General features: G+C 60.6%; 25 protein-coding genes and 1 other RNA gene. 24 read left to right on the top strand and 2 right to left on the bottom strand.

Features of this window, described 5'->3' with window-relative positions; all coding sequences use genetic code 11:
- Positions 1-42: 42 nt before the first annotated feature.
- From G9X64_RS24955 to murB, 18 genes are all read left to right on the top strand, one after another.
- Positions 43-750 (top strand): J domain-containing protein, encoded by a 708-nt coding sequence (locus tag G9X64_RS24955; RefSeq protein WP_129419886.1) that lies wholly within the window; start codon positions 43-45, stop codon positions 748-750.
- Positions 747-1,508 (top strand): N-acetylmuramoyl-L-alanine amidase, encoded by a 762-nt coding sequence (locus G9X64_RS24960; RefSeq protein ID WP_168309968.1) that lies wholly within the window; start codon positions 747-749, stop codon positions 1,506-1,508. The genes G9X64_RS24955 and G9X64_RS24960 overlap by 4 nt, the downstream gene beginning before the upstream one ends.
- A 261-nt stretch (positions 1,509-1,769) precedes the next feature.
- Positions 1,770-2,390, top strand: a complete 621-nt coding sequence (locus tag G9X64_RS24965; RefSeq protein WP_171377571.1) for a lytic transglycosylase domain-containing protein — start codon at positions 1,770-1,772, stop codon at positions 2,388-2,390.
- Positions 2,391-2,471: 81 nt separating this feature from the next.
- Positions 2,472-3,656, top strand: coding sequence for an NAD(P)/FAD-dependent oxidoreductase (locus G9X64_RS24970; RefSeq protein ID WP_171377572.1), 1,185 nt, complete (start codon positions 2,472-2,474; stop codon positions 3,654-3,656).
- A 9-nt stretch (positions 3,657-3,665) separates the two neighbouring features.
- Positions 3,666-4,841: an NAD(P)/FAD-dependent oxidoreductase gene (locus G9X64_RS24975; protein WP_168309971.1), complete on the top strand. Its 1,176-nt coding sequence runs from the start codon at positions 3,666-3,668 to the stop codon at positions 4,839-4,841.
- Between the two features lie 158 nt (positions 4,842-4,999).
- An RNA gene (rnpB, locus tag G9X64_RS24980) (RNase P RNA component class A) lies at positions 5,000-5,397 on the top strand.
- 414 nt (positions 5,398-5,811) lie between these two features.
- A complete protein-coding gene (mraZ, locus tag G9X64_RS24985; RefSeq protein WP_025395324.1) occupies positions 5,812-6,249 on the top strand; it encodes a division/cell wall cluster transcriptional repressor MraZ in 438 nt (145 codons plus the stop codon).
- Positions 6,250-6,266: 17 nt separating this feature from the next.
- Entirely contained in the window at positions 6,267-7,292 is a 1,026-nt protein-coding gene (gene rsmH / locus G9X64_RS24990) for a 16S rRNA (cytosine(1402)-N(4))-methyltransferase RsmH (RefSeq protein ID WP_171377573.1), read from the top strand.
- Position 7,293: 1 nt separating this feature from the next.
- Positions 7,294-7,776, top strand: coding sequence for a cell division protein FtsL (ftsL, locus tag G9X64_RS24995; protein WP_171377574.1), 483 nt, complete (start codon positions 7,294-7,296; stop codon positions 7,774-7,776).
- On the top strand, positions 7,776-9,536 hold the full coding sequence (locus G9X64_RS25000; protein WP_168309975.1) for a peptidoglycan D,D-transpeptidase FtsI family protein: 1,761 nt from the start codon (positions 7,776-7,778) through the stop codon (positions 9,534-9,536). The genes ftsL and G9X64_RS25000 overlap by 1 nt, the downstream gene beginning before the upstream one ends.
- A 6-nt stretch (positions 9,537-9,542) precedes the next feature.
- Positions 9,543-11,063 carry a UDP-N-acetylmuramoyl-L-alanyl-D-glutamate--2,6-diaminopimelate ligase gene (locus tag G9X64_RS25005; RefSeq protein WP_171377575.1) on the top strand — a complete coding sequence of 507 codons (1,521 nt, stop codon included), beginning with the start codon at positions 9,543-9,545 and terminating at the stop codon, positions 11,061-11,063.
- Positions 11,060-12,493 carry a UDP-N-acetylmuramoylalanyl-D-glutamyl-2,6-diaminopimelate--D-alanyl-D-alanine ligase gene (locus G9X64_RS25010; protein WP_171377576.1) on the top strand — a complete coding sequence of 478 codons (1,434 nt, stop codon included), beginning with the start codon at positions 11,060-11,062 and terminating at the stop codon, positions 12,491-12,493. The genes G9X64_RS25005 and G9X64_RS25010 overlap by 4 nt, the downstream gene beginning before the upstream one ends.
- 22 nt (positions 12,494-12,515) lie before the next feature.
- A complete protein-coding gene (mraY, locus tag G9X64_RS25015; RefSeq protein ID WP_003541415.1) occupies positions 12,516-13,616 on the top strand; it encodes a phospho-N-acetylmuramoyl-pentapeptide-transferase in 1,101 nt (366 codons plus the stop codon).
- Between the two features lie 7 nt (positions 13,617-13,623).
- Entirely contained in the window at positions 13,624-15,036 is a 1,413-nt protein-coding gene (gene murD, locus G9X64_RS25020) for a UDP-N-acetylmuramoyl-L-alanine--D-glutamate ligase (RefSeq protein ID WP_171377577.1), read from the top strand.
- Position 15,037: 1 nt separating this feature from the next.
- Positions 15,038-16,192 carry a putative lipid II flippase FtsW gene (gene ftsW, locus G9X64_RS25025; RefSeq protein WP_129419907.1) on the top strand — a complete coding sequence of 385 codons (1,155 nt, stop codon included), beginning with the start codon at positions 15,038-15,040 and terminating at the stop codon, positions 16,190-16,192.
- Between the two features lie 6 nt (positions 16,193-16,198).
- Positions 16,199-17,323 carry an undecaprenyldiphospho-muramoylpentapeptide beta-N-acetylglucosaminyltransferase gene (gene murG / locus G9X64_RS25030; RefSeq protein WP_171377578.1) on the top strand — a complete coding sequence of 375 codons (1,125 nt, stop codon included), beginning with the start codon at positions 16,199-16,201 and terminating at the stop codon, positions 17,321-17,323.
- Positions 17,320-18,735 (top strand): UDP-N-acetylmuramate--L-alanine ligase, encoded by a 1,416-nt coding sequence (gene murC, locus G9X64_RS25035; protein WP_168309980.1) that lies wholly within the window; start codon positions 17,320-17,322, stop codon positions 18,733-18,735. Before murG ends, murC begins: the two co-directional genes overlap by 4 nt.
- The gene (murB, locus tag G9X64_RS25040; protein WP_163882663.1) at positions 18,732-19,706 is read left to right on the top strand and encodes a UDP-N-acetylmuramate dehydrogenase; all 975 of its coding nucleotides are present in this window, start codon (positions 18,732-18,734) and stop codon (positions 19,704-19,706) included. The genes murC and murB overlap by 4 nt, the downstream gene beginning before the upstream one ends.
- Positions 19,707-19,710: 4 nt before the next feature.
- Here murB and G9X64_RS25045 read toward each other — a convergent pair whose 3' ends face one another.
- Positions 19,711-20,640 carry a UDP-glucose 4-epimerase family protein gene (locus G9X64_RS25045; RefSeq protein WP_171377579.1) on the bottom strand — a complete coding sequence of 310 codons (930 nt, stop codon included), beginning with the start codon at positions 20,638-20,640 and terminating at the stop codon, positions 19,711-19,713.
- Positions 20,641-20,936: 296 nt separating this feature from the next.
- A complete protein-coding gene (locus G9X64_RS25050) occupies positions 20,937-21,692 on the bottom strand; it encodes an SDR family NAD(P)-dependent oxidoreductase (protein ID WP_168309982.1) in 756 nt (251 codons plus the stop codon).
- 230 nt (positions 21,693-21,922) lie between these two features.
- Here G9X64_RS25050 and G9X64_RS25055 point away from each other — a divergent pair, with 230 nt between their 5' ends.
- The 6 genes from G9X64_RS25055 (at position 21,923) to G9X64_RS25075 (ending at position 25,879) form a co-directional block, all read left to right on the top strand.
- Positions 21,923-22,510, top strand: coding sequence for a L,D-transpeptidase (locus G9X64_RS25055; protein WP_168314370.1), 588 nt, complete (start codon positions 21,923-21,925; stop codon positions 22,508-22,510).
- Positions 22,511-22,676: 166 nt separating this feature from the next.
- On the top strand, positions 22,677-22,796 hold the full coding sequence (locus G9X64_RS36720) for an ABC transporter (RefSeq protein ID WP_168310073.1): 120 nt from the start codon (positions 22,677-22,679) through the stop codon (positions 22,794-22,796).
- A 161-nt stretch (positions 22,797-22,957) separates the two neighbouring features.
- Complete coding sequence (locus tag G9X64_RS25060) at positions 22,958-23,542, top strand: hypothetical protein (RefSeq protein ID WP_171377580.1); 585 nt, start codon at positions 22,958-22,960, stop codon at positions 23,540-23,542.
- Positions 23,543-23,614: 72 nt separating this feature from the next.
- Positions 23,615-24,208, top strand: a complete 594-nt coding sequence (locus tag G9X64_RS25065) for a protein-S-isoprenylcysteine O-methyltransferase (RefSeq protein ID WP_171377581.1) — start codon at positions 23,615-23,617, stop codon at positions 24,206-24,208.
- Between the two features lie 10 nt (positions 24,209-24,218).
- A complete protein-coding gene (locus G9X64_RS25070; RefSeq protein WP_168314033.1) occupies positions 24,219-25,004 on the top strand; it encodes a 2-oxo acid dehydrogenase subunit E2 in 786 nt (261 codons plus the stop codon).
- Positions 25,001-25,879: an SDR family NAD(P)-dependent oxidoreductase gene (locus tag G9X64_RS25075; protein WP_168309986.1), complete on the top strand. Its 879-nt coding sequence runs from the start codon at positions 25,001-25,003 to the stop codon at positions 25,877-25,879. The genes G9X64_RS25070 and G9X64_RS25075 overlap by 4 nt, the downstream gene beginning before the upstream one ends.
- Positions 25,880-25,996: the final 117 nt, after the last annotated feature.

The raw sequence follows: 25,996 nt of genomic DNA on the forward strand, positions 1-25,996 counted from the left end.
TCAAGCTGTTTCTCTATAGTTGACACGTGTGTGAGATTTTCGATGTCCTTCTGGGAAAAACTGTTGAATGCCATTGGCAATACCGCAGGCAATGCGCTGTCTGCGGTGGTCGAGGCTATCCGGACGGTTTTTGAAGGCGATCCCGAGACCCGGCGTAAGGTGGCTTTCTCGGTCGCGATCATCGCGCTGTCGGCCAAGATGGCCAAGGCCGATGGCATCGTCAGCGAAAAGGAGGTCCAAGCCTTCCGCGAAATCTTCGAATTCCCGGAGGATCAGGCCAAGAACGTCGCCAGGCTTTACAACCTCGCGCGGCAGGACGTCGCCGGCTACGAAGCCTATGCCGAACGGCTTTCTACGCTCTGCGTTACCTGTGCGGCCAATTGCCCGGTGCTGGAAGACGTGCTCGACGGCCTCTTCCACATCGCCAAGGCCGATGGGCTGATCCACGAGAAGGAACTGAATTTCCTGGGCCATATCGGCGAGATCTTCCAGATGAGCGAGACCCGCTTCGAGCAGATCGCCGCCCGCCATGTCTCGTCCGGCGGCGATCCCTACAAGGTGCTCGGCGTGTCGCCTTCGGACGATTTCCCGACCATCCGCCGCCGCTACCACGGCCTCGTCAGCGAACATCATCCCGACCGGCTGATCTCGCGCGGCGTGCCGAAGGAATTTCATGTGATCGCCAACGAGCGCATGGCGGCGCTGAACGCGGCCTACGAAGCCATCGAGAAGGAACGCCGCGCCGCATGACCTCTTTCGAGGCCGACTGCAGAAGCGCCCGCGTGCAGCCTTCACCGAACCATGGCGAACGGGCGGACGGGCGCCGTCCCGACATGATCCTATTGCACTATACCGGCATGCCGACGGCAGATGGTGCGCTCGACTGGCTCTGTCGCGCCGAAAGCCAGGTTTCCAGCCATTATTTCGTGCATGAGAATGGCGAGGTCGTGCAGCTCGTGCCGGAAATGCGGCGTGCCTGGCATGCGGGAAAAAGCAGCTGGCACGGCGAGACCGATATCAATTCGCTGTCGATCGGCATCGAGATCGCCAATGCCGGCCATCCGGGCGGGCTTCCTGATTATCCGAAAGAGCAGATCGCCGCGGTGATCGAATTGTGTCGCGACTGTGTCAAACGTTGGTCGATCACGCCTGAACGGGTCCTCGGGCATTCCGATGTTGCTCCGATCCGCAAGGTCGATCCGGGCGAGAAATTTCCCTGGGCCGCGCTCCACCAAGCGGGCATTGGGCACTGGGTCGAGCCGGCAACGATCACCGGCGGGCGCTTCTTCCAGCGCGGCGATACCGGCCAACCTGTGGAAGCGTTGCAGTCGATGCTGTCGCTTTATGGTTACGGCACTGAAATCACAGGCGAATTCTCGGAAAAAATGGCTGGTGACGTCGAAGCTTTCCAGCGCCATTTTCGGCCCGAACGGATAGATGGCATCGCCGATTTCTCGACGATCGACACGTTGCACCGGCTGCTGTCGGCTTTGCCGCGTTATTCCTGATTCCTCGACAATTAGTGAAACGCCGAATTTCGCACTGCAGCGCGAAATTCGGCCTGCCACATCATTTCCCTATTATCTCCTCATTGCGATGGTCTAAGAACGTCGCCAAGCGGGGCTCGGGGTTGTTTTCGAGTTAAACCACGGGCGCTATGTGAAACGATAAGAATTACCGCGAATCCTGATCTGTCCTTGATCTGGTATTCACTATGACAGCGAGGCGCGCGGTCCGGTAATTCTTTGGGTCGGAGTGTTCAAGACTACATGAGAAAACTGATTGTTGTTGCTGCAACATGCGTTGGCATGGTGCTGGCCGGAAATAGCTTTGCCTTTGCGAATGATTGGGGTGTGCGAGCTGATGCGCCGGTGAAGAAAGTCGAGCGTCCTTCGAAGAAGACTGAGCGTCCGTTGAAGAAAGCGGAGCGTTCGTTCAAGCCCGCGAAGCGTCCGCTCAAGACGGCGGAACGCCCGCTGAAGACGGTCGAGCGCCAGAGCGGTTATCCCGTCGCCAATGTTTCCGGCAATTCCTATTCCGCACTGATCAGCAAATATGCGAGCCAATATGAGGTGCCGGTTGCGCTTGCGACCGCGGTCATCCGCATCGAAAGCAATTTCAATCCGAATGCGCGCGGCAGCCACGGTGAAATCGGCCTGATGCAGATAAAGCCAGCAACTGCCCGCATGATGGGCTATTCCGGCAGCGCCAAGGGCCTGTTCGATCCGGAAACCAACATCAAGTACGGCATGAAATATCTGGCTGCCGCCCATGATCTCGGTGGTGGCGAGACCTGCAACACCATCCTCAAATACAATGCCGGTCATGGCGCCACGCGCATGAACCCGGTGTCCAAGTCCTATTGCGGCAAGGTTCTGGCAATGCTCTGAGCCCGAAGCGCTTATCCCCAACCAGAGCTGGATGATTCAAGATGATTGCCATGGTATCGCTGGAATTTAGCGAGGTGGGATATGGCAGTCGATTTCAGGTTCATCATCATCGGACGCGGCATGATGGGTGCAGCCGCCGCACGGCATCTCTCCTCGATGGCCGACGGTATCGCACTGATCGGCCCGCGTGAGCCGGAGGAGCGCAAGGCCCATCACGGCGTCTTCGCCAGCCATTACGACGAAGCGCGCATCACCCGCACCTTCGACGGCAATCTTGCCTGGGGAACCTTCGCTGCCTGCTCGCTTGACCGCTACCGCGAGATCGAGGCAAGGAGCGGCATCTCCTTCTATTCGGAGGTCGGCTGCCTCTTTGCCGTTCCTGAGAAGGGCGAGCAGGATTATATCGAAAGGGCGCTGACGGTCAGCCGGACGCTCGGCAGCGATATCGAGACCATCGCACCGTCGGAACTCGGCGGACGTTTTCCCTATCTTCACGTCGATCCTGATTTCACAGGATATTTCGAACGCACGCGCGCCGGCCACATCAACCCGCGGGCGCTGGTGCGTGCGCAGGCCAAGCTTGCCGAACAGGGCGGCGTCTCGCTGGTCGAGGCGACCGCGACATCGGTGCGCGATGCGGGCTCCCATGTCGAGGTGATGGCTGGCGACAAAAGCTATAGTGCCGAGCGCGTGCTGGTCGCCGCCGGCGGTTTCAGTAATTTCCATGCCTTGCTGCCGCGTCCTGTCGATATCAGGGTCATGGCGCGAACGGTCGCCTTCTACGAGATCGGTGAACGCGAGATGGCGATCTTCGGCGATATGCCGTCGACGATCGTGCTCGGTGACCGAGAGGAGGATCATATCTATATCCTGCCGCCGGTGCGTTATCCCGACGGCAAGACCTATTTGAAACTCGGTGGCGACACCGAGGCGCTTTCCTTTAACCAGTTGGAGGATGCCGGCGCGTGGTTCCGTTCCGACGGCAATGCCGCCGAGCGCGATCATCTCTCGCGTGTCGCCCTGCAGCTGATGCCGGGGCTTGCCGGCTGCCCGGTCACCTCGGCGCCCTGCGTGGCGAATTTCACGCCGACCGGTTATCCCTATGCCGGATTTACGCAGTCGCCGCGCATCGCGGTGCTGACCGGCGGCAATTTCGTTGCGGCCAAATCTTCCGACGAACTCGGGCGCCTCGGAGCCGTGGTGCTGGCGGAAGGGCGGCTCGGGGATGAGGATTTCGGCCGTGAACTGACACCCGTTTTCGCTTGAGAGGACATTATGGCAGTCGATTTCAGATATATCGTCGTCGGCCGCGGGCTGATGGGGGCAGCGGCGGCGCGGCACCTGGCGCGCCAAGCGGACGGTGTCGCGGTGATTGGCCCGGACGAGCCTGATGACCGCAAGGCGCATAAGGGCGTCTTCGCCAGTCATTACGACGAGGGGCGCATCACCCGTACCATCGATCCCGACCGCAACTGGGCGATGCTCGCCAACCGCTCGATCAGCCGCTATGGCGAGATCGCCCGCGACAGCGGCATCGATTTCTATCGCGAGGTCGGCTGCGTCGTCGTAGCGCCGACCGGGGGCGATTATCTCGAGAAAACCCGAAGGGCGGCTGTTTCGCTCGGCGTCGAGACCAGCCTGCTCGACGAGCCGGGGCTGAAAGCCGCCTTTCCCTTCTTCGCCTTTCCCGATGGGGGCGCGGGTGTCTTCGAGGCGAGGGGGGCCGGCCACATCAGTCCGCGCAAGCTTGTGAAAGCCCAATCGCTGCTGGCGGAAAAGGCAGGCGCCACGGTCATTCGCGATCATGTCGTTTCGATCCGCAGCGAAGGTGGATCGGCTGTCGTCGAGACGGCCGGTGGCCTGACCCATCGTGCTGAAAAGGTGCTGCTGGCAGCAGGCGGATTTTCTATTGCGAAGAATCTGTTGCCGCAGCCTATTGCGATGACGGTTTATGCCCGGACCGTGACGCTTTTCGAGGTAAGCGATGCCGACGCGGCGCGCCTGGCCGCGATGCCGTCGCTCATTCTCAGGGCGCCCGGCATCGATATCTACCTGCTGCCGCCGATCCGGTATCCCGACGGCAAATTCTACCTGAAGATCGGCGGCGATCCTGACGATCTGGCGCTCAGCGACGACACGGAAATGCGCGCTTGGTTCAAGACCGAGGGGCGCGATACGGTGCGCGCGCATCTCAAACGCATCGTTGAAGGTCTTGTGCCCGATATGGTGCCGCTTTCGATTTCGACGGCCGCCTGCGTCGTGTCGCATACGGAAAGCGGCTACCCGATGATCGGCTATAGCTCATCGCCCGAGATCGCAGTGCTGGCGGGCTGCGCCGGCACGTCGGCCAAGAGTTCAGACGAAATCGGCCGGCTTGGGGCCGAGCTGCTTTTGTCAGGCGGAATCAGCCAACAAGGCTACTCGACGGATTTCACACCGCAATTTCGCTAGAGTATTTCCGTTTTTCTCCGAATTACGGAAGTGCGCCCTTTATTTGTTCTTACGCAATTCCGGGGGGCAAAACCGCTACGCAGTTTTGCTGGAATTGCTCTGAGCGATATCATTTATTTCGATAGCAATTACGATCTCTCTCGTTTATGGGAGCCCTGCCAGTTGGCTGGGCAGCCGCGCTTTACCAATGCCGAAAGGTGGTAGGGTGAGGAAAGTCCGGGCTCCACGGAAACACGGTGCCGGATAACGTCCGGCGAGGGCGACCTCAGGGAAAGTGCCACAGAAAGCAAACCGCCTGTCATGACAGGTAAGGGTGAAAGGGTGGGGTAAGAGCCCACCGCATTTCCGGCAACGGAAATGGCACGGTAAACCCCACCGGGAGCAAGACCGAATAGGGATGACGCGGGGGGCCGCAAGGCCTTCCGGCTGGTTTCCAGGCCAGTCATCCGGGTGGGTTGCGTGAGGCAGCGTGCGAACGCTGTCCCAGAGGAATGGCTGCCACGTTCCGGTTCACGCCGGAGCCATACAGAACCCGGCTTACAGGCCAACTGGCGATTATCATCTTAACGGCTCGGCAGCCGGATTTTCAGCGTAAGTCGCTGAAACCGACTGTTTTCAAGCGGATGTTCATGCATCCCCGGATGGATTTTTCTTCCATAGCCACCAATGCGTGTCGTTTGTAAGGTGGCGATGCTAACCCTTTGTTAAACTTAACGGCTTATAAATTTTTGATCATGCGTCTATTGCAAAATAGGCGTATCCCATTGACGCCCATATGGTCCCATGCTATCCCAAATGCGCACTGCACCAGGGCAATCACTTGCCCATTCATCGCAAAGCAAAGGCGTCTTCCTCTCCGGAAGCGTCGGAGGAGTTTTCGCTCATCCGGCTTGCGAAGCTGTGCCTGATATCGGGAGTTTCGGGCGTCTTTTGGTCGTCCGGATCCCTGCGGGAACGGATGTTTCGTGTCATGAGCCGCTTCCTTTCGAACGCGACCAACAGGATCGATGCCAAGGGCAGGGTTTCCGTGCCATCGGCTTTTCGTTCCGTGCTGGCGCAACGCAACGTCCAGGAGCTCTATTGCTTCCAGGACTTTGTGTTTCCGGCGATCAGCATCGGCGGTCCGGATCTTCTCGAAAGGTTCGAACGGCAGATTGCTGCGGAGGATCCGTTTTCGCCGGATGCGAACGAGATGTCGCTTCTCATTCATGGGGGCGGGGTCTTCATGAAGCTCGACGCCGAGGGGCGGCTGATGGTCACGGATTTCATTCGTGGCTTTACCGGCATCTCGGACGAAGTGACCTTCGTCGGTCGGGCGGATCATTTTCAGCTTTGGCAGCCGCAGGCTTTTGTGGCCGCACAGGCGCAGGCACGAGGGGAGCGCAAGCTGGCGGGCAAGCGTTCCTGAAAGAACGAGGGAACGGAATGGTGGCGAATCCTGGCGGAGGTTCAACTGATGCCGGTGGCGGACCGGTTCGTCACATTCCTGTTCTTCTCGACGAAGTCATTGAGGCATTGGCGCCCGCGCCCGGCAAACTCATCCTCGACGGTACATTCGGTGCGGGCGGTTACAGTTCAGCCATCCTTGCTGCCGGCGCTGAGGTGATCGCGCTCGATCGCGATCCGACTGCAATTGCGGCTGGCCAAGCGATGGTTGCCGCCCATGGTGGTCGTCTCAGGCTCGTTCATTCGCAATTCTCGCATCTTGCCGATCATGCGCCGCAAGGTGGGCTCGACGGCGTCGTGCTCGATATCGGCGTCTCCTCCATGCAGATCGACGAGGCCGAGCGCGGCTTCTCCTTCCAGAAGAGCGGGCCGCTCGACATGCGCATGTCGGCCGAAGGCGTTTCGGCCGCCGATGTCGTCAACCGCGCCAAGGTCGCCGATCTCATCCGCATCTTCCATTTTCTCGGCGAAGAAAGCCAGGCGCCGCGCATCGCCCATGCGATCGAGAAGCGCCGCGCCGAAAAGCCGTTTGAAACGACACGAGATCTCGCCGGTCTCATCGAGCTCGTCACGCCGCGCAAGATGAAGGACAAGATCCATCCGGCAACGCGCGTCTTCCAGGCATTGCGTATCTTCGTCAACGACGAACTCGGCGAACTGGCGCAGGCGCTGTTTGCGGCGGAAACGGTACTGAAGCCAGGCGGTCGGCTTGTCGTCGTCACCTTTCATTCGCTCGAAGACCGCATCGTCAAGAAATTCTTTTCCGATCGCGCCGGCAAGGCGTCGGGTTCGCGGCATCTGCCGATCGCGCATGAGCGGGCGGCAACCTTTGCGGCGATCGGCAAGCCGATGGTTTCGGCAAGTGAGGCGGAGGCCGAGATCAATCCGCGCGCCCGCTCAGCCAAGCTGCGCGCCGGCCTGAGGACGGACGCCGCCGCCGAAGCCGCGGATATGTCGCTGTTCGGGTTTCCCAATCTTGCCAGTCTCGGAAAGCTTGGAGGTTGATATGCTGAAAACGTTCGATCTCGTGCTTATCGGCGTCATGACGGCCACCGCCGCCGTGACCTACACGATCAAGCACCGCGCCGAATTGAAACTCGAGGAGGTTCATCGCCTCGAAGCCGAGATCAAGCTTGAGAAAGACACGATCGACCTTCTCAAGGCCGACTGGGCGCTGCAATCGCAGCCGAACCGGCTGGAGCGGCTGGTCAAGGCGTATAATGAAGAATTGAAGCTGCAGCCGACGGAATCGACGGCGCTCGTGCATGCCAAGGAATTGCCGATGCTGAAATCCGAGGTTCCCGTGCCCGACGTGATGGAGGCCAAAGCCAATGGCGCGGCCGGGGCGGGCGCCAAGGGCGCGGCCGGCAAAGGGCAGCCCGTTCCGACGCCCGCGCCGCGCGGCGCAGTGGAGCCGCACGGCGCAGTGACGCTCGATGGCGGGGCGGAGGATGAGGCAGACGAGATCGAAACGGGGTCGGTGGAATAATGTCGTTTCTCTCCCGCATCATGGTTTTGAAGAGCCAGGCGCATTTCTCCGCCGGCGTCTATAACCGGTTCGGCGGTCCTTCCCCCGCCGGCCTGGCGATCGAGGGATCGCGCAAGAAGAAATCAGGGCAGGCAAAAAGCCGCGTCGGCTTGCTGATCCTTGGCTTCATGGGTGTCTACGCCGTCATCGGCGGTCGTCTCGTCGAATATGCGATGAAGGATCAGGAGGTCGTCTCCAGCATCCTGCCGCCCGACCGGCTGATGGCCTCGCGCCCCGACATTCTCGACCGCAACGGCGAGGTGCTGGCGACCGACATCCGCACCGTCTCGCTGTTTGCCGAACCGAACAAGATCGTCGACGCCGACGAGGCGGTCGAGAAGCTTGCAACGGTGCTGCCCGAGCTCGACGTCAGGGACACTTATAAGAAGCTCTCGGTCAAAACCTCGCATTTCGCCTGGCTGCGCCGGCAACTGACGCCGAAGCAGCAGAGCCAGATCTTGGCGCTCGGCATTCCCGGCATCGGCTTCCGGCCGGAGAAGCGCCGCTTCTATCCGGGCGGGGCGACCGCCGCGCATATCCTCGGTTACGTCAACATCGACAACCGCGGTGTCGCCGGCATGGAGAAATTTATCGACGACCAGGGGCTTGCCGATCTCGCCTCCGTCGGCATGACCAGCGACCAGCCGCTCGAGCCGGTGCGCCTTTCGATCGACCTGCGCGTGCAGAACATCGTTCGGGACGCGGTCGTCAACGCCGTCAACAACTTCCAGGCCAAAGGCGCCGGTGCCGCGGTCATCGATGTGCATACGGGAGAAGTGCTGGCGATGGCATCGGCGCCGGATTTCGATCCGAACGATCCGCAGGAAGGCGCCAAGGAGGGTTGGCTCAACCGGATGACCAACGGCACCTTCGAAATGGGCTCGACCTTCAAGACCTTTTCGCTGGCCATGGCGCTCGATAGCGGCAAGGTGAAGATGACCGACAGTTTCGATGCCAGCAAATCGATCTATATCGGCGGCTTCACCATCCACGATTTTCACGGGCAGCGCCGCTGGCTGACCGTTCCCGAGATTTTCCAGTATTCTTCGAATATCGGTACGGCGCGTGTCATCGACATCGTCGGCATCGACGCGCAGAAGGACTATCTCACCAAGTTCGGCCTGCTGACGAAGATGCAGACCGAGCTGCCCGAAGTGAAGATGCCGAGCCAGCCGCGCGTCTGGAAGAAGATCAATTCGATCACGATTTCCTTCGGCCATGGCGTCTCGACGACGGCGCTGCAGACAGGGGTGGCGGCTGCCGCTCTCGTCAACGGCGGCAAGCTGATCCAGCCGACATTCCTGCCGCGCACACGCGAACAGGCCGATGAGATCGCCACGCAGGTGATCAAGAAGTCAACCAGCGACGAGATCCGCTATCTCCTCGACTTCAACGGCTACAAGGGGTCCGGTCGCGTCGCCCGAGTGCCGGGCTTTTCCGTCGGTAGCAAGACGGGCACGGCCGACAAGGTGGTGAACGGGCGCTATTCGGCAACCCTGAATTTCAACTCTTTCATCGCCGCATTCCCCATGAACGATCCCAGATATGCCGTGATCACTTTCTGCGACGAGCCGAAGACCGGCGAGAAAGCCTATGGCGGAACGATCTCCGCCGGTACCGCCGGCCCGATCGCCCGCGAGATCATCAGGCGTGCGGCCCCTATTCTCGGCATCGAGCCGAAATTCGGGGAGGGCGGATCGGCCTTGCTGGTGTCTTATTGAGTGTGAATGAATATCGACGCCGATTCGCGAGGGGTGAACCGGCTTCAAGAGAGAAAAGTGCATTCGATGAAATTGCGAGACCTGGCCGGAGATCAGTTTCCGGAACTTGAAGCACAGCTGGAAGGCCCGGCAGGCCTGCTTGATATTTCAGGCCTGTCTTCGGATAGCCGCAACGTGGCTCCGGGCAATATCTTCGTCGCGGTCGCCGGCACCAGGGCTGATGGCGCCGGCTTTATCGCGGATGCCGCCGGCCGCGGCGCTGCCGTCGCGATCGCCTCCCAAGCCGTCGATGCTTCGATCCCCGTGCTTGCGGTCAAGGAGCCGCGCCGTTTCCTTTCCATCGCCGCCGCGCGTTTTCACGGCAGGCAGCCCGACACCATGGTCGCCGTCACCGGCACCGCGGGCAAAACCTCCGTCGCTTCTTTCACCCGGCAGATCTGGGCGCATGCCGGCCACGCGGCCGCGATGATCGGCACGACGGGCGTCGTCTCGCCGACGCGCAACGAGTATGGCTCGTTGACGACGCCCGATCCGGTGTCGCTGCATCAGCTGCTGGCGGAACTTGCCGGAGAAGGCGTGACACATGCCGCCATGGAGGCGTCGAGCCACGGTCTCGACCAGTGCCGACTTGATGGCGTCAGGCTTGCCGCCGCCGCCTTCACCAATCTCGGCCGCGACCACATGGATTATCATCCGACCGTCGAGGCCTACATGGCCGCCAAGATGCGGCTTTTCGATACGTTGTTGCCAAAGGGGTCGCCGGCGGTGATATTCGCCGACGATCCGTGGTCGCCGCAGGCGATCAAGGCCGCGACCGATGCCGGTCACGACATTCGTACCGTCGGGCGAAAGGGTGATTACCTCTCGTTGAAGCGCGTCGAGCACTTCCGCCACAAGCAGATGGCCGAGATCCATATCGGCGGCGAGATCTTCGAGGTGGACATTCCGCTGGCCGGCGATTTTCAGGTGGCCAACGCGCTGGTCGCCGCAGGACTTGCCATGTCGACGGGCGTTGAGGCGAAGGTTGCGATGGCCGCGCTCGAGAAGCTCGTCGGCGCGTCCGGCCGTCTCGAACTCGTCGGCCATACGAAAGACGGCGCTCTTGCCTATGTCGACTACGCCCACAAGCCGGATGCGCTGGAAAACGTGCTGGGCTCGGTCAGACCCTTCACCACCGGCCGCGTCATCGTCGTCTTCGGCTGCGGCGGCGACCGTGACCGCGGCAAACGGTCGATCATGGGCGAGATCGCCTGCCGACTTGCTGACGTCGTTATCGTCACCGACGATAATCCGCGTTCGGAGGAACCGGCCTCGATCCGGGCGGAGATCATGGCGGCAGCAAGCTGCGCCACGGAAATCGCCGATCGCGCCACGGCGATCCGCGAGGCAGTCGGCATGCTGAGATCCGGCGATACGCTGATCGTCGCCGGCAAGGGGCATGAGGAAGGGCAGACGATCGGCAGCGTCACCCTGCCATTTTCCGATCATGCAGAGGTGCGCAAGGCCTTGGAGGAGTTGAAATCTTGAGCTGGCTCTGGACGACGGAAGACATGATCGCAGCGATGGCGGGGCGCCCTTTCGGCACGCTGCCCGAAGGCATCACCGGCATTTCCATCGACAGCCGCTCGATTGCTCCGGGCGAAGCTTTCTTCGCGATCAAGGGTGACCGCGTCGACGGTCACGACTACGCCTCGATGGCGATGGCGAACGGCGCTTCCCTTCTGGTCGTCAGCGAGGCGAGGCTTCCCGCCATGGGCCGCCTGACTGTGCCAATGATCGTCGTGGAAGACGTGCTCGCGGCACTTGGCCGGCTCGGCCTTGCCTCACGCGAGCGCTCGCGGGCCCGGATCATCGCGGTGACGGGATCGGTGGGAAAGACGACCACCAAGGAAATGCTGCGGCATGTGCTGTCGCCCTCCGGCAAGGTGCACGCCTCCGTCGCCTCCTTCAACAATCATTGGGGTGTGCCGCTGACGCTGGCACGCATGCCTGAGGATACGGATTACGGCGTTTTCGAAGTCGGAATGAACCATCCCGGTGAGATCCGGCCGCTGGTGACGATGATCCGTCCCGACGTCGCAATCATCACGACGATCGCGCCGGCCCATCTCGGAAATTTCAAGAACATCAAGGAAATCGCCGCCGCCAAGGCCGAGATCTTCGAGGGGCTCGAACCCCGCGGCCATGTCGTGCTCAACCGCGACAACGACCAGTTCAATTTCCTCGACCGCACGGCGCAGTCGCTCGGCATCGAGCATATCCATTCCTTCGGCCAGCATGCCAAGGCCGAATTCCGGCTCGCAGAATTCAATGGTTCCGACGAGAATTCGACGCTGTGGCTGACGATCGGCGGCGAGACGCTGGAGGTCGCGCTCGGCGCTCCGGGCCGCCATATCGCCGAGAATGCGCTCGCAGCGCTCGGCGTCGTCAGGATCGTCGGCGCCGATATGCAGAAGGCGATCGAAGCGCTTGCGACGCTGAGGCCGGAAAAGGGCAGAGGCAAACGCCACCGGCTTGTCATCGGCGGCGGCAGCTTCACGCTGATCGACGAAAGCTACAATGCCAATCCGGCCTCGATGCGCGCGGCGATCGCGCTGCTGGCGGCCTCCGAGCCGACCGGCCGCGGACGCCGTATCGCCGTGCTCGGCGACATGCTTGAGATGGGCGACTATGCGCAGAAGGTCCATACCGACCTTGCCGTGCCGCTGCTTGCTGCCGGCATCGAACATGTCTGGCTCGCAGGAGCCGAGATGGCTGCGCTCAAGGAATCGTTGCCGGAAAGCGTCCATGTCGAATATCGCGAGAATACGGACGAATTGACGGACTATGTATTGAACTCGGTCGCGCCAGGCGACGTGTTGATGGTGAAATCGTCTCTGGGCATCGGTTTCGGCAAGATCGTCGCCGCGCTCCTTGACAAGTTCCCGCCATTTGTCGACACGCAACGCGAATTTTGATCGGGTAACCAAGGGGCCCTGAATGCTGATCTGGCTTGTCGAACTGTCGGAATATTTTAAATTTCTGAACCTGTTCAGATATATTACCTTCCGCACGGGGGCTGCTCTCTTCACCTCAGCACTGATCGTCTTCCTGTTCGGGCCGACCATCATCAATTCGCTGCGCATCCGGCAGGGCAAGGGCCAGCCGATCCGCGCCGACGGGCCGCAGACTCATTTCAAGAAGGCCGGCACGCCGACCATGGGCGGGCTGATGATCCTTGCCGGCATCGTCGGCGCGTCGCTGCTCTGGGCCGATCTTTCCAATGTCTATGTCGTCGCCACATTGCTGGTGACGCTGGGCTTCGGTGCGATCGGCTTCTACGACGATTATCTCAAGGTTACGAAGCAGAGCCACATGGGCTTTTCCGGCAAGGCTCGTCTCGGTATCGAATTCGTCATCGCCGGCATCGCCGTCTATTTCATGATGCGCACCGCCCTTGCCTCGGGGATTGCCGGCTCGACCTTCGGCTCCTCGATCGCTTTTCCCTTCTTCAAAGACTTCATGATCAATATCGGCATCATGTTCGTCGTCTTCGGCGGCTTCGTCATCGTCGGCGCCGGCAATGCCGTCAATCTGACTGACGGTCTCGACGGGCTTGCGATCGTGCCTGTGATGATCGCCGCCGCCTCCTTCGGCGTCATCGCCTATCTCGCCGGCAACGTGGTATTTGCGAACTACCTGCAGATCAATTTCGTGCCCGGCACCGGCGAACTCGCCGTCGTGCTTGGCGCCGTCATCGGCGCCGGCCTCGGCTTTCTCTGGTTCAACGCGCCGCCGGCCGCCATCTTCATGGGCGACACGGGGTCGCTGGCACTCGGCGGCACGATCGGCACCGTCGCCGTCGCCACCAAGCACGAGATCGTCATGGCAATCATCGGCGGCCTCTTCGTCATCGAGACGCTGTCGGTCATCATCCAGGTCGGCTTCTTCAAGATGACCGGCCGGCGTGTCTTCCTGATGGCGCCGATCCATCATCACTTCGAGAAGAAGGGCTGGACCGAGAGCCAGGTGGTGATCCGCTTCTGGATCGTCGCCGTCGGCCTTGCGATGCTCGGCCTTTCGACGCTGAAGCTTCGGTGAGGCAGCGATGATCCCGGTCACGACGCTCAAGGACAGGAAGGTCGCACTCTTCGGGCTCGGCGGCTCCGGCTTCGCCACCGCCCGGGCGCTGATATCAGGCGGGGCCGAGGTGACCGCCTGGGACGACAATCCCGACAGTGTCGCCAAGGCCGCTGCCGAAGGCATCAGGACGGAAGACCTGCACAACATCGACTGGAGCCAGCAGGCGCTGTTCGTGCTGTCGCCCGGCGTGCCGCTCACACATCCGAAGCCGCACTGGACCGTCGATCTTGCCCGCGCGGCCGGCGTCGATATCGTCGGTGACGTCGAACTCTTCGTGCGCGAGCGCCGCGCCTATGCGCCGGATTGCCCTTTCATCGCCATAACCGGCACCAACGGCAAGTCGACCACGACGGCGCTAATTGCTCATATGCTGAAATCGGCGGGCTACGACACGCAGCTCGGCGGCAATATCGGCACGGCGGTGTTGACGCTCGATCCGCCGAAGGCCGAGCGTTATTACGTTGTCGAATGCTCCTCCTACCAGATCGATCTAGCACCGACGCTGAACCCGTCGGCCGGCATCCTGCTCAACCTGACGCCGGATCATCTCGACCGTCACGGCACCATGCAGCATTATGCCGATATCAAGGAAAGGCTGGTCGCCGGCAGCGATGTCGCGATCGTCGGCGTCGACGACAGCCATTCGGCTCTGATCGCCGACCGGGTTGAGCGGGCAGGCGTCAAGGTGGTCCGTATTTCGCGCCGCAACGTGCTGGCCGACGGCATCTATGCCGAGGGCACCAAACTCATCCAGGCCGCCGGCGGCGCCATGCTGCCCTTCGCCGATCTCGACGGCATCCAGACGCTGCGCGGCAGCCATAATGCGCAGAACGCCGCCGCAGCCGTCGCCGCCTGCCTCGCCGTCGGGATTCCCGCCGACGACATCCGCACCGGCCTTGCTTCCTTTCCTGGCCTCAAGCACCGCATGCAGCCGGTCGGCAGACGCGGCCGCGTCGTCTTCGTCAACGATTCCAAGGCGACCAACGCCGATGCGGCGGCGCCGGCCCTTTCGAGCTATGATCGCATCTACTGGATCGCCGGCGGCCTGCCGAAGGCCAGCGGCATTACGACGCTCGCGCCCTATTTCCCGCGCATCGCCAAGGCCTATCTGATCGGCGAGGCGGCGGCGGAGTTCGCGGCGACACTCGGCGAGGCCGTACCTTACGAGATCTCGGGCTCGCTGGAGCGGGCGGTTGCGCATGCGGCAGCGGATGCGGAGCGCGACGAGGCCGCTGCTTCTACGGTGATGTTATCCCCGGCTTGCGCAAGCTTCGACCAGTATAAGAACTTCGAAGTCAGGGGCGATGCCTTTGTCGGCCACGTGGCGGCACTTGACGGAATGACAATGCTGATCGGTCCGGCAATAGGAGAGAAATGATATGGTAAGCCGCGCGGAACGTGGGCCTCTGGCCGATTGGTTCTGGACCATCGACCGCTTCTTCCTGGCGATGTTCATCTTCCTGATGGGCATTGGCTTCATGCTGTCGTTTGCGGCATCTCCCGCGGTTGCCGAGCGTATCGGGCTCGAACCTTTCCACTTCGTCAAGCGCCAAGCGGCCTTCATGATCCCCTCGATCGCCGTGATGCTCGGGCTTTCTTTTCTGACGCCGCGCCAGGTGCGGCGAACCGCGATCCTGATCCTGATCATCTCGCTCGCCATGATGGTGCTGGTTCTGTTCGTCGGGCAGGAGGTCAAGGGCGGCAGGCGCTGGATCTGGATCGCCGGGCTTTCCATTCAGCCGTCGGAATTCATGAAGCCTGCCTTCGTCGTGGTTTGCGCCTGGTTGTTTGCCGAACATGCACGCCAGCCGGAGATCCCTGGCAATCTCTTTGCCATCATCCTGTTTGGCATCGTCGCGGCCCTTCTCATCGCGCAGCCGGACCTTGGCCAGACCATTCTCACGACCGCCGTCTGGGGCGGCATGTTCTTCATGGCCGGCATGCCGTGGATCTGGATCGTGCTGCTCGGTATCGGCGGCGCCGGCGGCCTGCTCAGCGCCTATTACGTCTTTCCGCACGTCGCCGGCCGCATAGACAAGTTCATGACCGGCGAGGGTGATACGTTCCAGATCGACACCGCGCGCGAGGCGATCATCCGCGGCAGCTGGTTCGGTCAGGGACCGGGCGAGGGCATCGTCAAGCGCATCATCCCGGATGCGCATACCGACTTCATCTTCTCGGTCGCGGCCGAGGAATTCGGCATCGTCTTCTGCATGGCGCTCGTCGCACTGTTTACCGTGCTGGTGCTGCGCGGCCTCTCGCACGCCTATCGCGAGCGCAACGACTTCAACCGTTTCGCCGTCGCCGGCCTGGTGCTGCAGATGGGCATCCAGTCGATCATCAATATCGGCGTCAATCTCGAACTGCTGCCGGCAAAGGGCATGACTCTGCCGCTGATTTCCTATGGCGGCTCGTCTATGGTGGCGATCTGCGTCACCGCTGGCTTCATTCTGGCGCTGACGCGCCATCGACCGGAAAAACGCGCGCAGGACCGGAGCCTCTTCCGCGTCCCGCACGGCATGCCGGCGGAGTAGAAGACCATGAGCAAAGGCATCGTGCTGCTTGCCGCCGGGGGAACCGGCGGCCATGTGTTCCCGGCGGAGGCGCTGGCCTTCAAGCTGAAGGAGCGCGGCTATTCGGTGCATCTCGTCACGGACAGCCGGGCGGAGCGTTATGCCGGCAAGTTCCCGGCCGAGGAGATCCATGTCGTGCCGTCGGCGACGATCGGCTCGAAGAACCCGGTTGCGGTCGCCCGCTCGTTATGGACGCTCTGGAGCGGTATGCGGGCGGCAAAAAAGCTGATTCAGCGGCTGCAGCCGGTCATCGTCGTCGGCTTCGGCGGTTATCCCACCGTGCCGCCGCTGCTTGCTGCCAGCCGGCTCGGCGTGGCCACGATGATCCACGAGCAGAACGCTGTGATGGGGCGCGCCAACAAGGCCTTGGCAACTCGCGTACAGGCCATCGCCGGCGGTTTCCTGCCGGAGGGAGGCGCTGCCTTTTCAGACAAGACGGTGACGACTGGCAATCCCGTCCGCCCGGCAATCATCGCCGCAGCCGAGGTACCTTACACGCCGTCGCATACGGGCGAGGCCTTCAACCTCGTCGTCTTCGGCGGTAGCCAGGGCGCGCAATATTTCTCCAAGGCGCTACCGACGGCGATCAGCCTGCTCGACGACGCGCTCCGCGTGCGCCTGCGCATCACCCAGCAGGTGCGTCCCGAGGACATGGAGATGGTCAGCGGCTGCGTCGCCAGGCTGGAGATGGGAGCCGATATCGCACCCTTCTTCACCGACATGGCCGAGAGGCTGGCAAGGGCGCATCTCGTCATCTGCCGTTCGGGTGCATCGACGGTTTCGGAAATCTCCGTCATCGGCCGGCCTGCCGTGCTCGTGCCTTACCCGCACGCTCTCGATCACGACCAGGCGGCGAATGCGGCGGCACTGGCTGCGACCGGCGGGGCGAAGGTGATCGCCCAGTCGGAGCTTTCGCCGGAGAAGATCGCGGCGATCCTGACGGCTGTGATGAACGATCCAGAAAAGCTTTCGCACATGGCAGCGGCGGCGAAACTCGCCGGCAAACCCGATGCGGCGAACTTGCTTGCCGACATGGTTGAGGCTATTGCCGCCGGACGGACAATTGCAGAATTCAAGAGGACACGCGCATGAAACTGCCGAAGGCGATCGGTCTCGTCCATTTCATCGGCATTGGCGGCATCGGCATGAGCGGCATTGCCGAGGTGCTGCACAATCTCGGCCACAAGGTGCAGGGATCGGACCAGGCCGACAGCGCCAATGTCCAGCGCCTGCGCGACAAGGGCATCGAGGTCTTCGTCGGCCACAGGGCGGAAAACCTGGGTGAGGCCGAAGTCGTCGTCGTCTCGACGGCAATCAAGAAGAGCAATCCGGAACTCATTGCCGCGCGCGAAAAGCTGCTGCCGGTGGTGCGCCGCGCCGAGATGCTCGCCGAGCTGATGCGCTTCCGCAATGCGATCGCCATCGGCGGCACGCATGGCAAGACGACGACCACCTCGTTGGTCGCCACGCTGCTCGAAGCTGGTGGGCTGGACCCGACCGTCATCAATGGTGGTATCATCAATGCCTACGGTACCAATGCCCGCATGGGCGAGGGTGAGTGGATGGTGGTCGAGGCCGACGAATCGGACGGCACCTTCCTGAAGCTTCCGGCCGATGTTGCGGTCATCACCAATATCGACCCGGAACATCTTGACCATTACGGCAATTTCGACGCCGTGCGTGCCGCCTTTCGGCAGTTCGTCGAGAACGTGCCGTTCTACGGCTTCGGCGTCATGTGTCTCGACCATCCCGAGGTGCAGTCGCTGGTCGGCCGCATCGAGGACCGCAAGATCATTACCTATGGCGAGAACCCGCAGGCCGACGTGCGCTTCAAGAATGTGCGCATCGACGGCACGCGCTCGATCTTCGACGTCGAAATCCGCCGCCGCCGCACCGGTCAGGTAATCGAGCTCAAGGGGCTGGTCATGCCGATGCCCGGCCGGCATAATATTTCCAACGCGACGGCGGCGATTGCCGTTGCCAACCGGCTCGGCATATCGAGCGCAGATATCGCCAAGGGGCTCGCCTCCTTCGGCGGCGTCAAGCGCCGCTTCACGCTGACCGGCGAGTGGAATGGCGTGCAGATCTTCGACGATTACGGCCATCATCCGGTTGAGATCAAGGCGGTGCTGCGCGCCGCCCGCGAATCCTGCAAGGGGCGTGTCATCGCGGTCCACCAGCCGCACCGCTATAGCCGTCTTGCGAGCCTGTTCGAGGAATTCGCCGCCTGCTTCAACGATGCCGACAGCATCTTCCTGGCACCGGTCTATGCGGCCGGCGAGGATCCGATCGAGGGTATCGATTCCGTGTCGCTGGTCTCGCGCATAAAATCCGGTGGCCATCGCGACGCCCGCTTTCTGAGCTCGGCGGAGCTTCTACCGCAGATGGTTGCGGAGGTTGCAAAGCCTGGCGATTTCGTGGTTCTGTTGGGGGCTGGGAGCATCACATCCTGGGCGGCGGCGCTGCCCAAACAACTGGAAGGCCTATCGGGAAAGTCCGTATGAAACAGGTGAATGGGGAAAAGCTTCTCGCGTCTCTGGGGGACGGTGTAAAGGATATCCGCGGTCGTATCACGCCGGATGCCCCCATGGACCGCGTCACCTGGTTCAGGGCCGGCGGCTTGGCCGAGCTGATGTTCCAGCCGCATGACATCGACGATCTCGTCGCCTTCCTGAAGATATTGCCGGAGGAGGTACCGCTGACGGTGGTCGGCGTCGGCTCCAATATCCTGGTGCGCGACGGCGGCATTCCCGGCGTCGTGCTGCGCCTGTCGGCCAAGGGGTTCGGTTTCGTCGAGCTTGCCGGCGAAAACCGGATTCTCGCCGGCGCCATCTGCCCTGATAAACATGTGGCGGCGATGGCGATGGACAACGGCATCGGCGGCTTCCATTTCTTCTACGGGATTCCAGGCGGCATCGGTGGCGCGGCGCGCATGAATGCCGGCGCGAACGGTGTCGAGACGCGCGAGCGGCTGATCGAAGTCAATGCTGTCGATCGCAAGGGCAACAAGCATGTGCTCTCCAATGCCGAGATGGGCTATTCCTACCGGTATTCGGCAGCGCCCGCCGACCTGATCTTCACCTCCGTGCTGTTCGAGGGCTACCCGGAAGAGCGCGCGCAGATCCGCGCCGAGATGGACGCCGTGCGCAATCATCGCGAGACGGTACAGCCGGTGCGCGAAAAGACAGGCGGTTCAACCTTCAAGAACCCGGCCGGCCATTCGGCCTGGAAACTGATCGACGAGGCAGGCTGCCGCGGCCTCGTCATCGGCGGAGCGCAGATGTCGTCGCTGCACTGCAACTTCATGATCAACATGGGGCAGGCGACCGGTTACGATCTCGAATATCTCGGCGAACAGGTACGTCGCGAGGTCTTCGAAAAAGACGGCATCAAGCTCGAATGGGAAATCAAACGCCTCGGCGTCTTCATGCCGGGCCGTGAGGTGCGTCCGTTCCACGGCGTGACGAGCGAATAACGGTTTACGTCACCGCAAGCTTCAGGCCTTCGCGCGGCGTGACGAGGGGCGACCAGCCAAGCACTTCGCGGGCGTGGGATATGTCGACTTGCAGGGAACCGCAAAGACGCTGGTAAACGGCGTCCTTTCCCGTGACTCTCGCGCCCATCTGCAACAGGGCGGGGGGAAAGGGAAGCAGCATCGGTTTGACACCCAGCCCTGCGGCAATCCCTTCGATAAGTCCGGGAGTCGAAAGATCTTCTCCATCACCTGCGAGAAAGGTCTGGCCGGATGCGCCGGGATGCTTCATCCCGGCGATGATCAGGTCGACGAGATTTGGAAGCGCGACCAGTGTCCGGCGGTTCTTCAGCGAGGCAAAGGGGAGCGGTATCTTCTTCCGGACAAGTCCGACGAGCAGGGCGAAGTTGCCCCGCGCGCCGGGTCCATAGACGAGCGGCGGGCGAATGATGACCACTTCCATGCCTGTTCGGGCGGCGATTTCATGCAGCCCGATTTCAGTTTCCAGCTTCGAGATGCCATAGGGATCGATCGGCATTGGCGTATCGTCATGCCGGAAGGGCCGATCGTTCTCCTCGCCATTGACCTTGATGCTGCTAATGAAGACGAACCTTTTTACGCCTGCGCGGGCGGCCTGCTCGGCGAGGTTCAACGTGGCGGCGGTGTTGATCCGACGAAATGCCGCAAGCGGATCGGCTGCGCGGTCGTGCATGATGTGAACACGAGCGGCGAGATGGACGATGACATCAATACCCTCGAGAACTGCCGCCCAATCGGTTTCGCTTGTTATCTCGATGGGAAAATGCCGCACAGATGTCGGGAAGCTGGCGGCTGCAGATCGCGTCGTCACCGCAAGCTCGCATATTCGCTCTCCATGCAGTCTTTCGACGAGAGGCCCACCGATAAAGCCGGCTGCGCCGGTAATGAGGCATCGCATGATCTGTTCCCGTTTTGCCGTGAGTGTTCCGGTTTACCGGAAGTGCTCACGGCATCAATTAAAAAGCCGCTTTGAATCTACGCATCGTGCTTTCAGAAAATCGATTCCGATTTTCGGCCGATGCGCTAGCCGTCGCGGCTTGTTGTTCATTTGCTGCTCGAGACTCAGACTTCCTCGCGGCCCGACAGCCGACACAGCTCAGCGGAGAGACCGCAATATGGGGGCCCCGTCAGCAGCACAGCATCAGGCAAAATGGAGGTAGTCTGGAAATCACCGTCTACTTCCCAACCCCTTCTTCAGTGAGCGGTATAGGCCCCGTCCACCAAATAGTGCACCCCAGTGATGAAACTGGCCTGCTCGGACAGGAGGAAACACACAAGAGTCGCGACCTCTTCCGGTTTTCCACGCCTGCCCATTGGTTGAAGCGATGCCATGCGTCGCGTACTCGCCACCTCAAGGTGCTCTGACAAAAGTGGTGTTTCAATCCAGCCGGGACCGACGGCATTTATGCGGATACCCAATCTCGCATACTCCATCGCAGCGACTTTCGTCAGTCCGACAACCCCGTGCTTGGCTGCGGTGTATGCCGCCGCGGTGGGTAATCCAACGGACCCGAGAGTGGAAGACATATTCACGATTGCGCCGCCGCCAAGCTTAAGCATCGCGCCAATTTCGGACTTCATGCAATAGAAAACGCTGTTCAGATTGACGTTCATCACCTTGTGCCAATTGTCGAGCGGATAGTCTGCGACCGCGGCGCGCACCCCATCAATTCCCGCATTATTGACCGCCAGATCCAAGCCGCCACATGTCTCGACGGTAAAATCGACAAGTCTCTGCACACTTCCACTGTCACTGACATCGACGACAAATTCACAGGCGCGGCCTCCCTCTGATCTGATTGCGGCGGCAATCGTGTGTGCTGCGTCAGCATTGATATCGGCGACAACAACCTCGGCACCCTCCTCAGCGAGTTGTCGGGAAACGGCGGCACCAATTCCGGAACCTGCGCCCGTTACGATCGCGATTTTTCCCTCCAGGCAAAGCTTCATCGTCTCTGTCCTTGTTGATATGCTAATATTCGATCGGCGCGAATATTGATGCAAGGGGTTTCCCGGATAAATAGAAGCGCATGGTATTGCGCAGCTCCGGAAGTTGCCAGTGTTGCGAACTCATCCTCCACAGCAATGAGTGTCTTTGTCAAAAGATGTCGCAATCTAATTTGGAATGAACGGGCTAATTTGGAATGAACGGGATTGACGGAATTACTTGGCAGGTGGAAATGAACAAACACCAAATTACACGCCGGGGGCTGGTGCTGGCGAGCCTGGCTCTGATGCTTTCTGGATGTACTTCGGGCGATGGGCCGCCGCTGCGCTACCGGTTTGCGATGGATCCGGATTTCGATCCCCGCTATCGACGACAGGAGGTCGCTTATACGGGGAGTGAACCGCCCGGAACTATCGTCGTCGATACGGCGAGCCGCTACCTTTACTTCGTGGAGGCAGGCGGACTGGCGACTCGCTATGGCGTTGCCGTCGGAGAGGAAGGACTGAGTTTCAAGGGTGAGGCCACCATCGGCCATAAGGCAGAGTGGCCTTCGTGGAAGCCCACCAATGACATGATTCAGCGCAAACCCCGGCTGGCCCAATATGCCGACGGGATACCGGGAGGACCGCTCAACCCTCTCGGTGCAGCGGCCCTCTACCTCTACCAAGGTGGACAAGATACCCTGTTCCGGTTGCACGGAACGAATGCCCCCTGGTCGATAGGCCGTGCAGTTTCGAATGGGTGTATTCGCTTGACGAACGCAAACATCGTCGATCTGTACTCTCGTACACGCGTAGGCACGCGCGTCGTTGTCATCTGATGGTGTTTACCATTTAAAATCGCAGGGTTGGTCATAGCAATAGGTATCTGCTAATGTAGATTCGTTGCATGTTGCATCATATCTGCCCTATCCAGGGTGCTGATTGTCGCTAAACTTTAAGGTGTAGCCCTCAAAAGCTATCCCATGATGAGGAGAGGACTTCATGATGAGCAGAATTCTAGTCGTGATCGTTGCAATGTTTGCGGTGGCCAATCTGAGTGCTTGCGGGTCGATTGGCAAAGGCAAGGGGAAGGCCCCACCGCCGGCAGAAGCAGTCTACAAGTAGCATATCGCGTTTGAAATTTAGGAAGGGTCACATAGACCCTTCCTCTTCTTACACCATAAACCGCCAGGCTTGCGCTCCTTCGCAACTCACAGCGCACGAGTGGCTTTTTATATGCTGACTTCGGGCTCCCATTCCTCAGGGCCTGCATATGGAGCTTAGTGATGGCGCTTGGAAGAGGCGGTGTGTCGCTAGTTATTGCGTTGGCGGTCATGGCATCGTCATGCCAGACAGAAGACAAAAGGCCTCTACCGCATTATACGTCGAATGGCAGAGGCGTAGCTCCAACCAATGCGGCTGAAAACAAATCAAATCGGTATTTCATCGAATTCCGCTCACGCTATGCGCTGACCTACGGCCACACCTACGTCGTTTTTGGGCGGGCGGATAAGAGCGGAAAGATGATCAATCCCGAAGTTGCCGGACTTGCGCCAGCTTCTGACAATGCCGCGCCCTATGTATTAGGCCATTTCATACCCGTTCCGGCCTCGACCGGAGCAACGGATGGTGACCTGGAAGAGCAGTACAGGTCGGCAAGCTGGCGTGTGATGCTGACTGATGATGAATATAGCGACACAGTTGCGTATATACGCAAACTGCAGGCAACCACTCATCTCTGGGAGGCAACGGTTTATAATTGCAACGCCTTTGTGGCGGATATCGCACGGCACATGGGTTATAAGGCGCCCGGCATTTGGCTAAGGCCGCAACAATTCATTGCAACCCTGCGGGAGATGAATACAGGTTGATGCGTGCGGGCATCCAAGACACGCGTTGGCGATCGCGGAAGGCCGATCATAGAAAGGTTCTGGTGACTTGATTTGAACTTATCAGCAGCCGTCGTCGGCGAGGTCGTCTGGGTTATCGGAATTGTTGCATGGTGCATCATTCGATACCCATTTGAGCGCCGCGCAAAGCGAGTGCCTGTTATCAGCAACCGTCGTACCGGTTCTGAGGCGGTCGGGCTTGCGGCAGCTCTCGCTGGACTTGCGATCGTGCCGGGATTCTACGTCGCGACCGGCATTCCCGAAGCCGCCGACTATACACCTCATTTGTGGGCCGTCGTGATCGGGGCAATACTGTTCTGTACCGCAATGTGGGTCTTTCGAAGAACCCACAAGCAATTAGGACGAAACTGGTCGATTACGCTGGAGATCCGTCAGCAGCACGAATTGATATGCGCTGGCCCATACTCTCTTGTCCGTCACCCCATGTACACGTCGTTCCTTCTGATGGGGCTTTCACAAGCGTTTCTGCTGTCGAACTGGGTGGCAGGCATGGCAGGCCTAATCGGCTTCACCGTTCTATTCTTCCTAAGGGTGGACAAGGAAGAACGTATGATGTTGGAAGTTTTCGGCCCGCAATACCACGCGTATATGGCGAAGACCAAGCGCATCATCCCTTATCTTTACTAGAGGTGGCAAGATGAGAGGCCGAACGATCAAGCTCTCGGCATCGCGACGACTTGTCGGAGATCTGATGAGATTCTCGATCGGGGTGCCACGTGTGACGGTCCAGCGGCAAATGAACCTTCGGCCTCTCCTCGATGCCAGAGACGGAACGGATGCCCGGCCGTCCTGGACGGTGCTTTTCTTGAAGGGATACGCCCTGCTCTCTCAAGAGATCCCCGAATTGCGGCGCGCCTATATCAAGTTTCCAAGGCCGCAGCTCTATGAATATCCGGCCAGTGTGGCCTCAATTGCCCATGAGCGCGAGCATGAGGGAGAGCGGGTCGTTCTGCTGAGCATCATCAAAGGTCCCGAGCAACGCTCCATTTCCCAGCTAGAAACGTTGATCCGCGCAGCGAGGTCACTTCCGGTTCTGGAGATCAAGGAGTTTCGGCGCTCTCTGAAGCTTGCTCGCGCACCTGCCCCTGTGAGGTGGCTGCTCATGTGGCTCGGGCTCAATATCGGGCGGAAGCGTGCGCACTATTTCGGCACGTTCCAATTGTCTGTCTATTCGGGTCTGGGAGCGGAGTCCCTCAACCCGCTCACTCCACTGACCACACTTCTCAACTACGGTCCAATCGACGAGGATGGATCGGTTGCTGTCCGCATCCACTATGACCACAGGGTCATGGATGGAGCGAATGTCGCCCGGGCGTTAGAGCGGTTCGAAAGAATCTTGAACTGCGAGATCGCCGACGAAGTGAGAAACCTCGCCCAAAGCGGTACTCCTGCCATCATGTCGGCGGCAGGGACATCGAAATGACCCCGCACAGTGAGCCCCGTTTGGCTGTCGTCGTGGTCGGTGCTTCCCGTGGCATTGGACGAGCAATCGCAAAGGTTGCGGCACGTGAACGCAATGTCGTCGTACTCGTCGCGCGTTCGCCTGAGGGCCTCGCTGCGGCGGCACTCGACGTACAGCAGGCCGGTGGTGAGGCGTTCACGTTGGAGCTGGATCTCCTTGCAGCCGATGCGTCAGCGCGTCTCGAGGCTTTTCTCACTGCCAACGATTTGGTTTGCGGCGTCCTGGTCAACAGTGCCGGGTATGGTCTGCGAGGCGCAGCAACGTTACTCCCCGTCAAAGATCAGATTGGGATCATCGATCTCAATATACGCGCCCTGACCGACATGACCCTTCGCTTCCTGCCTGGAATGCTGGCGCGCGGACGTGGCGGCGTGATCAATCTCGGCTCCATAGCGGGTCTCGTTCCCGGGCCGTACATGGCCTTGTATTACGCAAGCAAGGGTTTCGTGCACTCTTTTTCGGACGCGCTCCATCAGGAAGTGCGCCGCTTTGGCGTTACCGTGACATGTGTCGCGCCCGGACCGGTATCCACCGAATTCCTTGAAAAGGCCGGCGCGAATCGGGCGGCTCTCTTCAAGATATTGCCCAAGTTGGACGCTGAATATGTCGCTGAGCGGGCCTGGAGCGGTTTCAACTCCGGCCGTCGCCGCGTTGTCCCCGGCATTTCAGCCAAGTTGTTTACTCTTGTCGCCGAATTTTTGCCGACCGCGGCTATTCTCCCCCTGATCGGTCGCCTGCAGCGCAGGAGCAAAGATCCATGTCCTTGCGGTTCAGGGAAGAACCTCAAGGAATGTTGCGGTAGCCGCCCCTCTGCACGGAGCAAGCTGCAGAAATAGTGTCCGTCGACGAGGGTGAAGGCGACCTATGACTGCTGACAAACCCCAGCCAAGGCCAGGGGTTTGTCAGCAGTCTGAAGCCGCGACGAGCATCGCGGCTTTTGCGTTTGTGTGGCT

It is taken from the genome of Rhizobium sophorae (assembly GCF_013087515.1).
GTDB lineage: Bacteria > Pseudomonadota > Alphaproteobacteria > Rhizobiales > Rhizobiaceae > Rhizobium > Rhizobium sophorae.

What these genes read in the sequence shown, in the direction of transcription:
- G9X64_RS24955 (WP_129419886.1), top strand. Translation starts at nt 43, where the DNA reads ATGTCCTTCTGGGAAAAACTGTTGAATGCCATTGGCAATACCGCAGGC.
- G9X64_RS24960 (WP_168309968.1), top strand. Translation starts at nt 747, where the DNA reads ATGACCTCTTTCGAGGCCGACTGCAGAAGCGCCCGCGTGCAGCCTTCA.
- G9X64_RS24965 (WP_171377571.1), top strand. Translation starts at nt 1,770, where the DNA reads ATGAGAAAACTGATTGTTGTTGCTGCAACATGCGTTGGCATGGTGCTG.
- G9X64_RS24970 (WP_171377572.1), top strand. Translation starts at nt 2,472, where the DNA reads ATGGCAGTCGATTTCAGGTTCATCATCATCGGACGCGGCATGATGGGT.
- G9X64_RS24975 (WP_168309971.1), top strand. Translation starts at nt 3,666, where the DNA reads ATGGCAGTCGATTTCAGATATATCGTCGTCGGCCGCGGGCTGATGGGG.
- mraZ (WP_025395324.1), top strand. Translation starts at nt 5,812, where the DNA reads ATGAGCCGCTTCCTTTCGAACGCGACCAACAGGATCGATGCCAAGGGC.
- rsmH (WP_171377573.1), top strand. Translation starts at nt 6,267, where the DNA reads ATGGTGGCGAATCCTGGCGGAGGTTCAACTGATGCCGGTGGCGGACCG.
- ftsL (WP_171377574.1), top strand. Translation starts at nt 7,294, where the DNA reads ATGCTGAAAACGTTCGATCTCGTGCTTATCGGCGTCATGACGGCCACC.
- G9X64_RS25000 (WP_168309975.1), top strand. Translation starts at nt 7,776, where the DNA reads ATGTCGTTTCTCTCCCGCATCATGGTTTTGAAGAGCCAGGCGCATTTC.
- G9X64_RS25005 (WP_171377575.1), top strand. Translation starts at nt 9,543, where the DNA reads ATGAATATCGACGCCGATTCGCGAGGGGTGAACCGGCTTCAAGAGAGA.
- mraY (WP_003541415.1), top strand. Translation starts at nt 12,516, where the DNA reads ATGCTGATCTGGCTTGTCGAACTGTCGGAATATTTTAAATTTCTGAAC.
- murD (WP_171377577.1), top strand. Translation starts at nt 13,624, where the DNA reads ATGATCCCGGTCACGACGCTCAAGGACAGGAAGGTCGCACTCTTCGGG.
- ftsW (WP_129419907.1), top strand. Translation starts at nt 15,038, where the DNA reads ATGGTAAGCCGCGCGGAACGTGGGCCTCTGGCCGATTGGTTCTGGACC.
- murG (WP_171377578.1), top strand. Translation starts at nt 16,199, where the DNA reads ATGAGCAAAGGCATCGTGCTGCTTGCCGCCGGGGGAACCGGCGGCCAT.
- murC (WP_168309980.1), top strand. Translation starts at nt 17,320, where the DNA reads ATGAAACTGCCGAAGGCGATCGGTCTCGTCCATTTCATCGGCATTGGC.
- murB (WP_163882663.1), top strand. Translation starts at nt 18,732, where the DNA reads ATGAAACAGGTGAATGGGGAAAAGCTTCTCGCGTCTCTGGGGGACGGT.
- G9X64_RS25045 (WP_171377579.1), bottom strand. Translation starts at nt 20,640, where the DNA reads ATGCGATGCCTCATTACCGGCGCAGCCGGCTTTATCGGTGGGCCTCTC.
- G9X64_RS25050 (WP_168309982.1), bottom strand. Translation starts at nt 21,692, where the DNA reads ATGAAGCTTTGCCTGGAGGGAAAAATCGCGATCGTAACGGGCGCAGGT.
- G9X64_RS25055 (WP_168314370.1), top strand. Translation starts at nt 21,923, where the DNA reads ATGAACAAACACCAAATTACACGCCGGGGGCTGGTGCTGGCGAGCCTG.
- G9X64_RS36720 (WP_168310073.1), top strand. Translation starts at nt 22,677, where the DNA reads ATGAGCAGAATTCTAGTCGTGATCGTTGCAATGTTTGCGGTGGCCAAT.
- G9X64_RS25060 (WP_171377580.1), top strand. Translation starts at nt 22,958, where the DNA reads ATGGCGCTTGGAAGAGGCGGTGTGTCGCTAGTTATTGCGTTGGCGGTC.
- G9X64_RS25070 (WP_168314033.1), top strand. Translation starts at nt 24,219, where the DNA reads ATGAGAGGCCGAACGATCAAGCTCTCGGCATCGCGACGACTTGTCGGA.
- G9X64_RS25075 (WP_168309986.1), top strand. Translation starts at nt 25,001, where the DNA reads ATGACCCCGCACAGTGAGCCCCGTTTGGCTGTCGTCGTGGTCGGTGCT.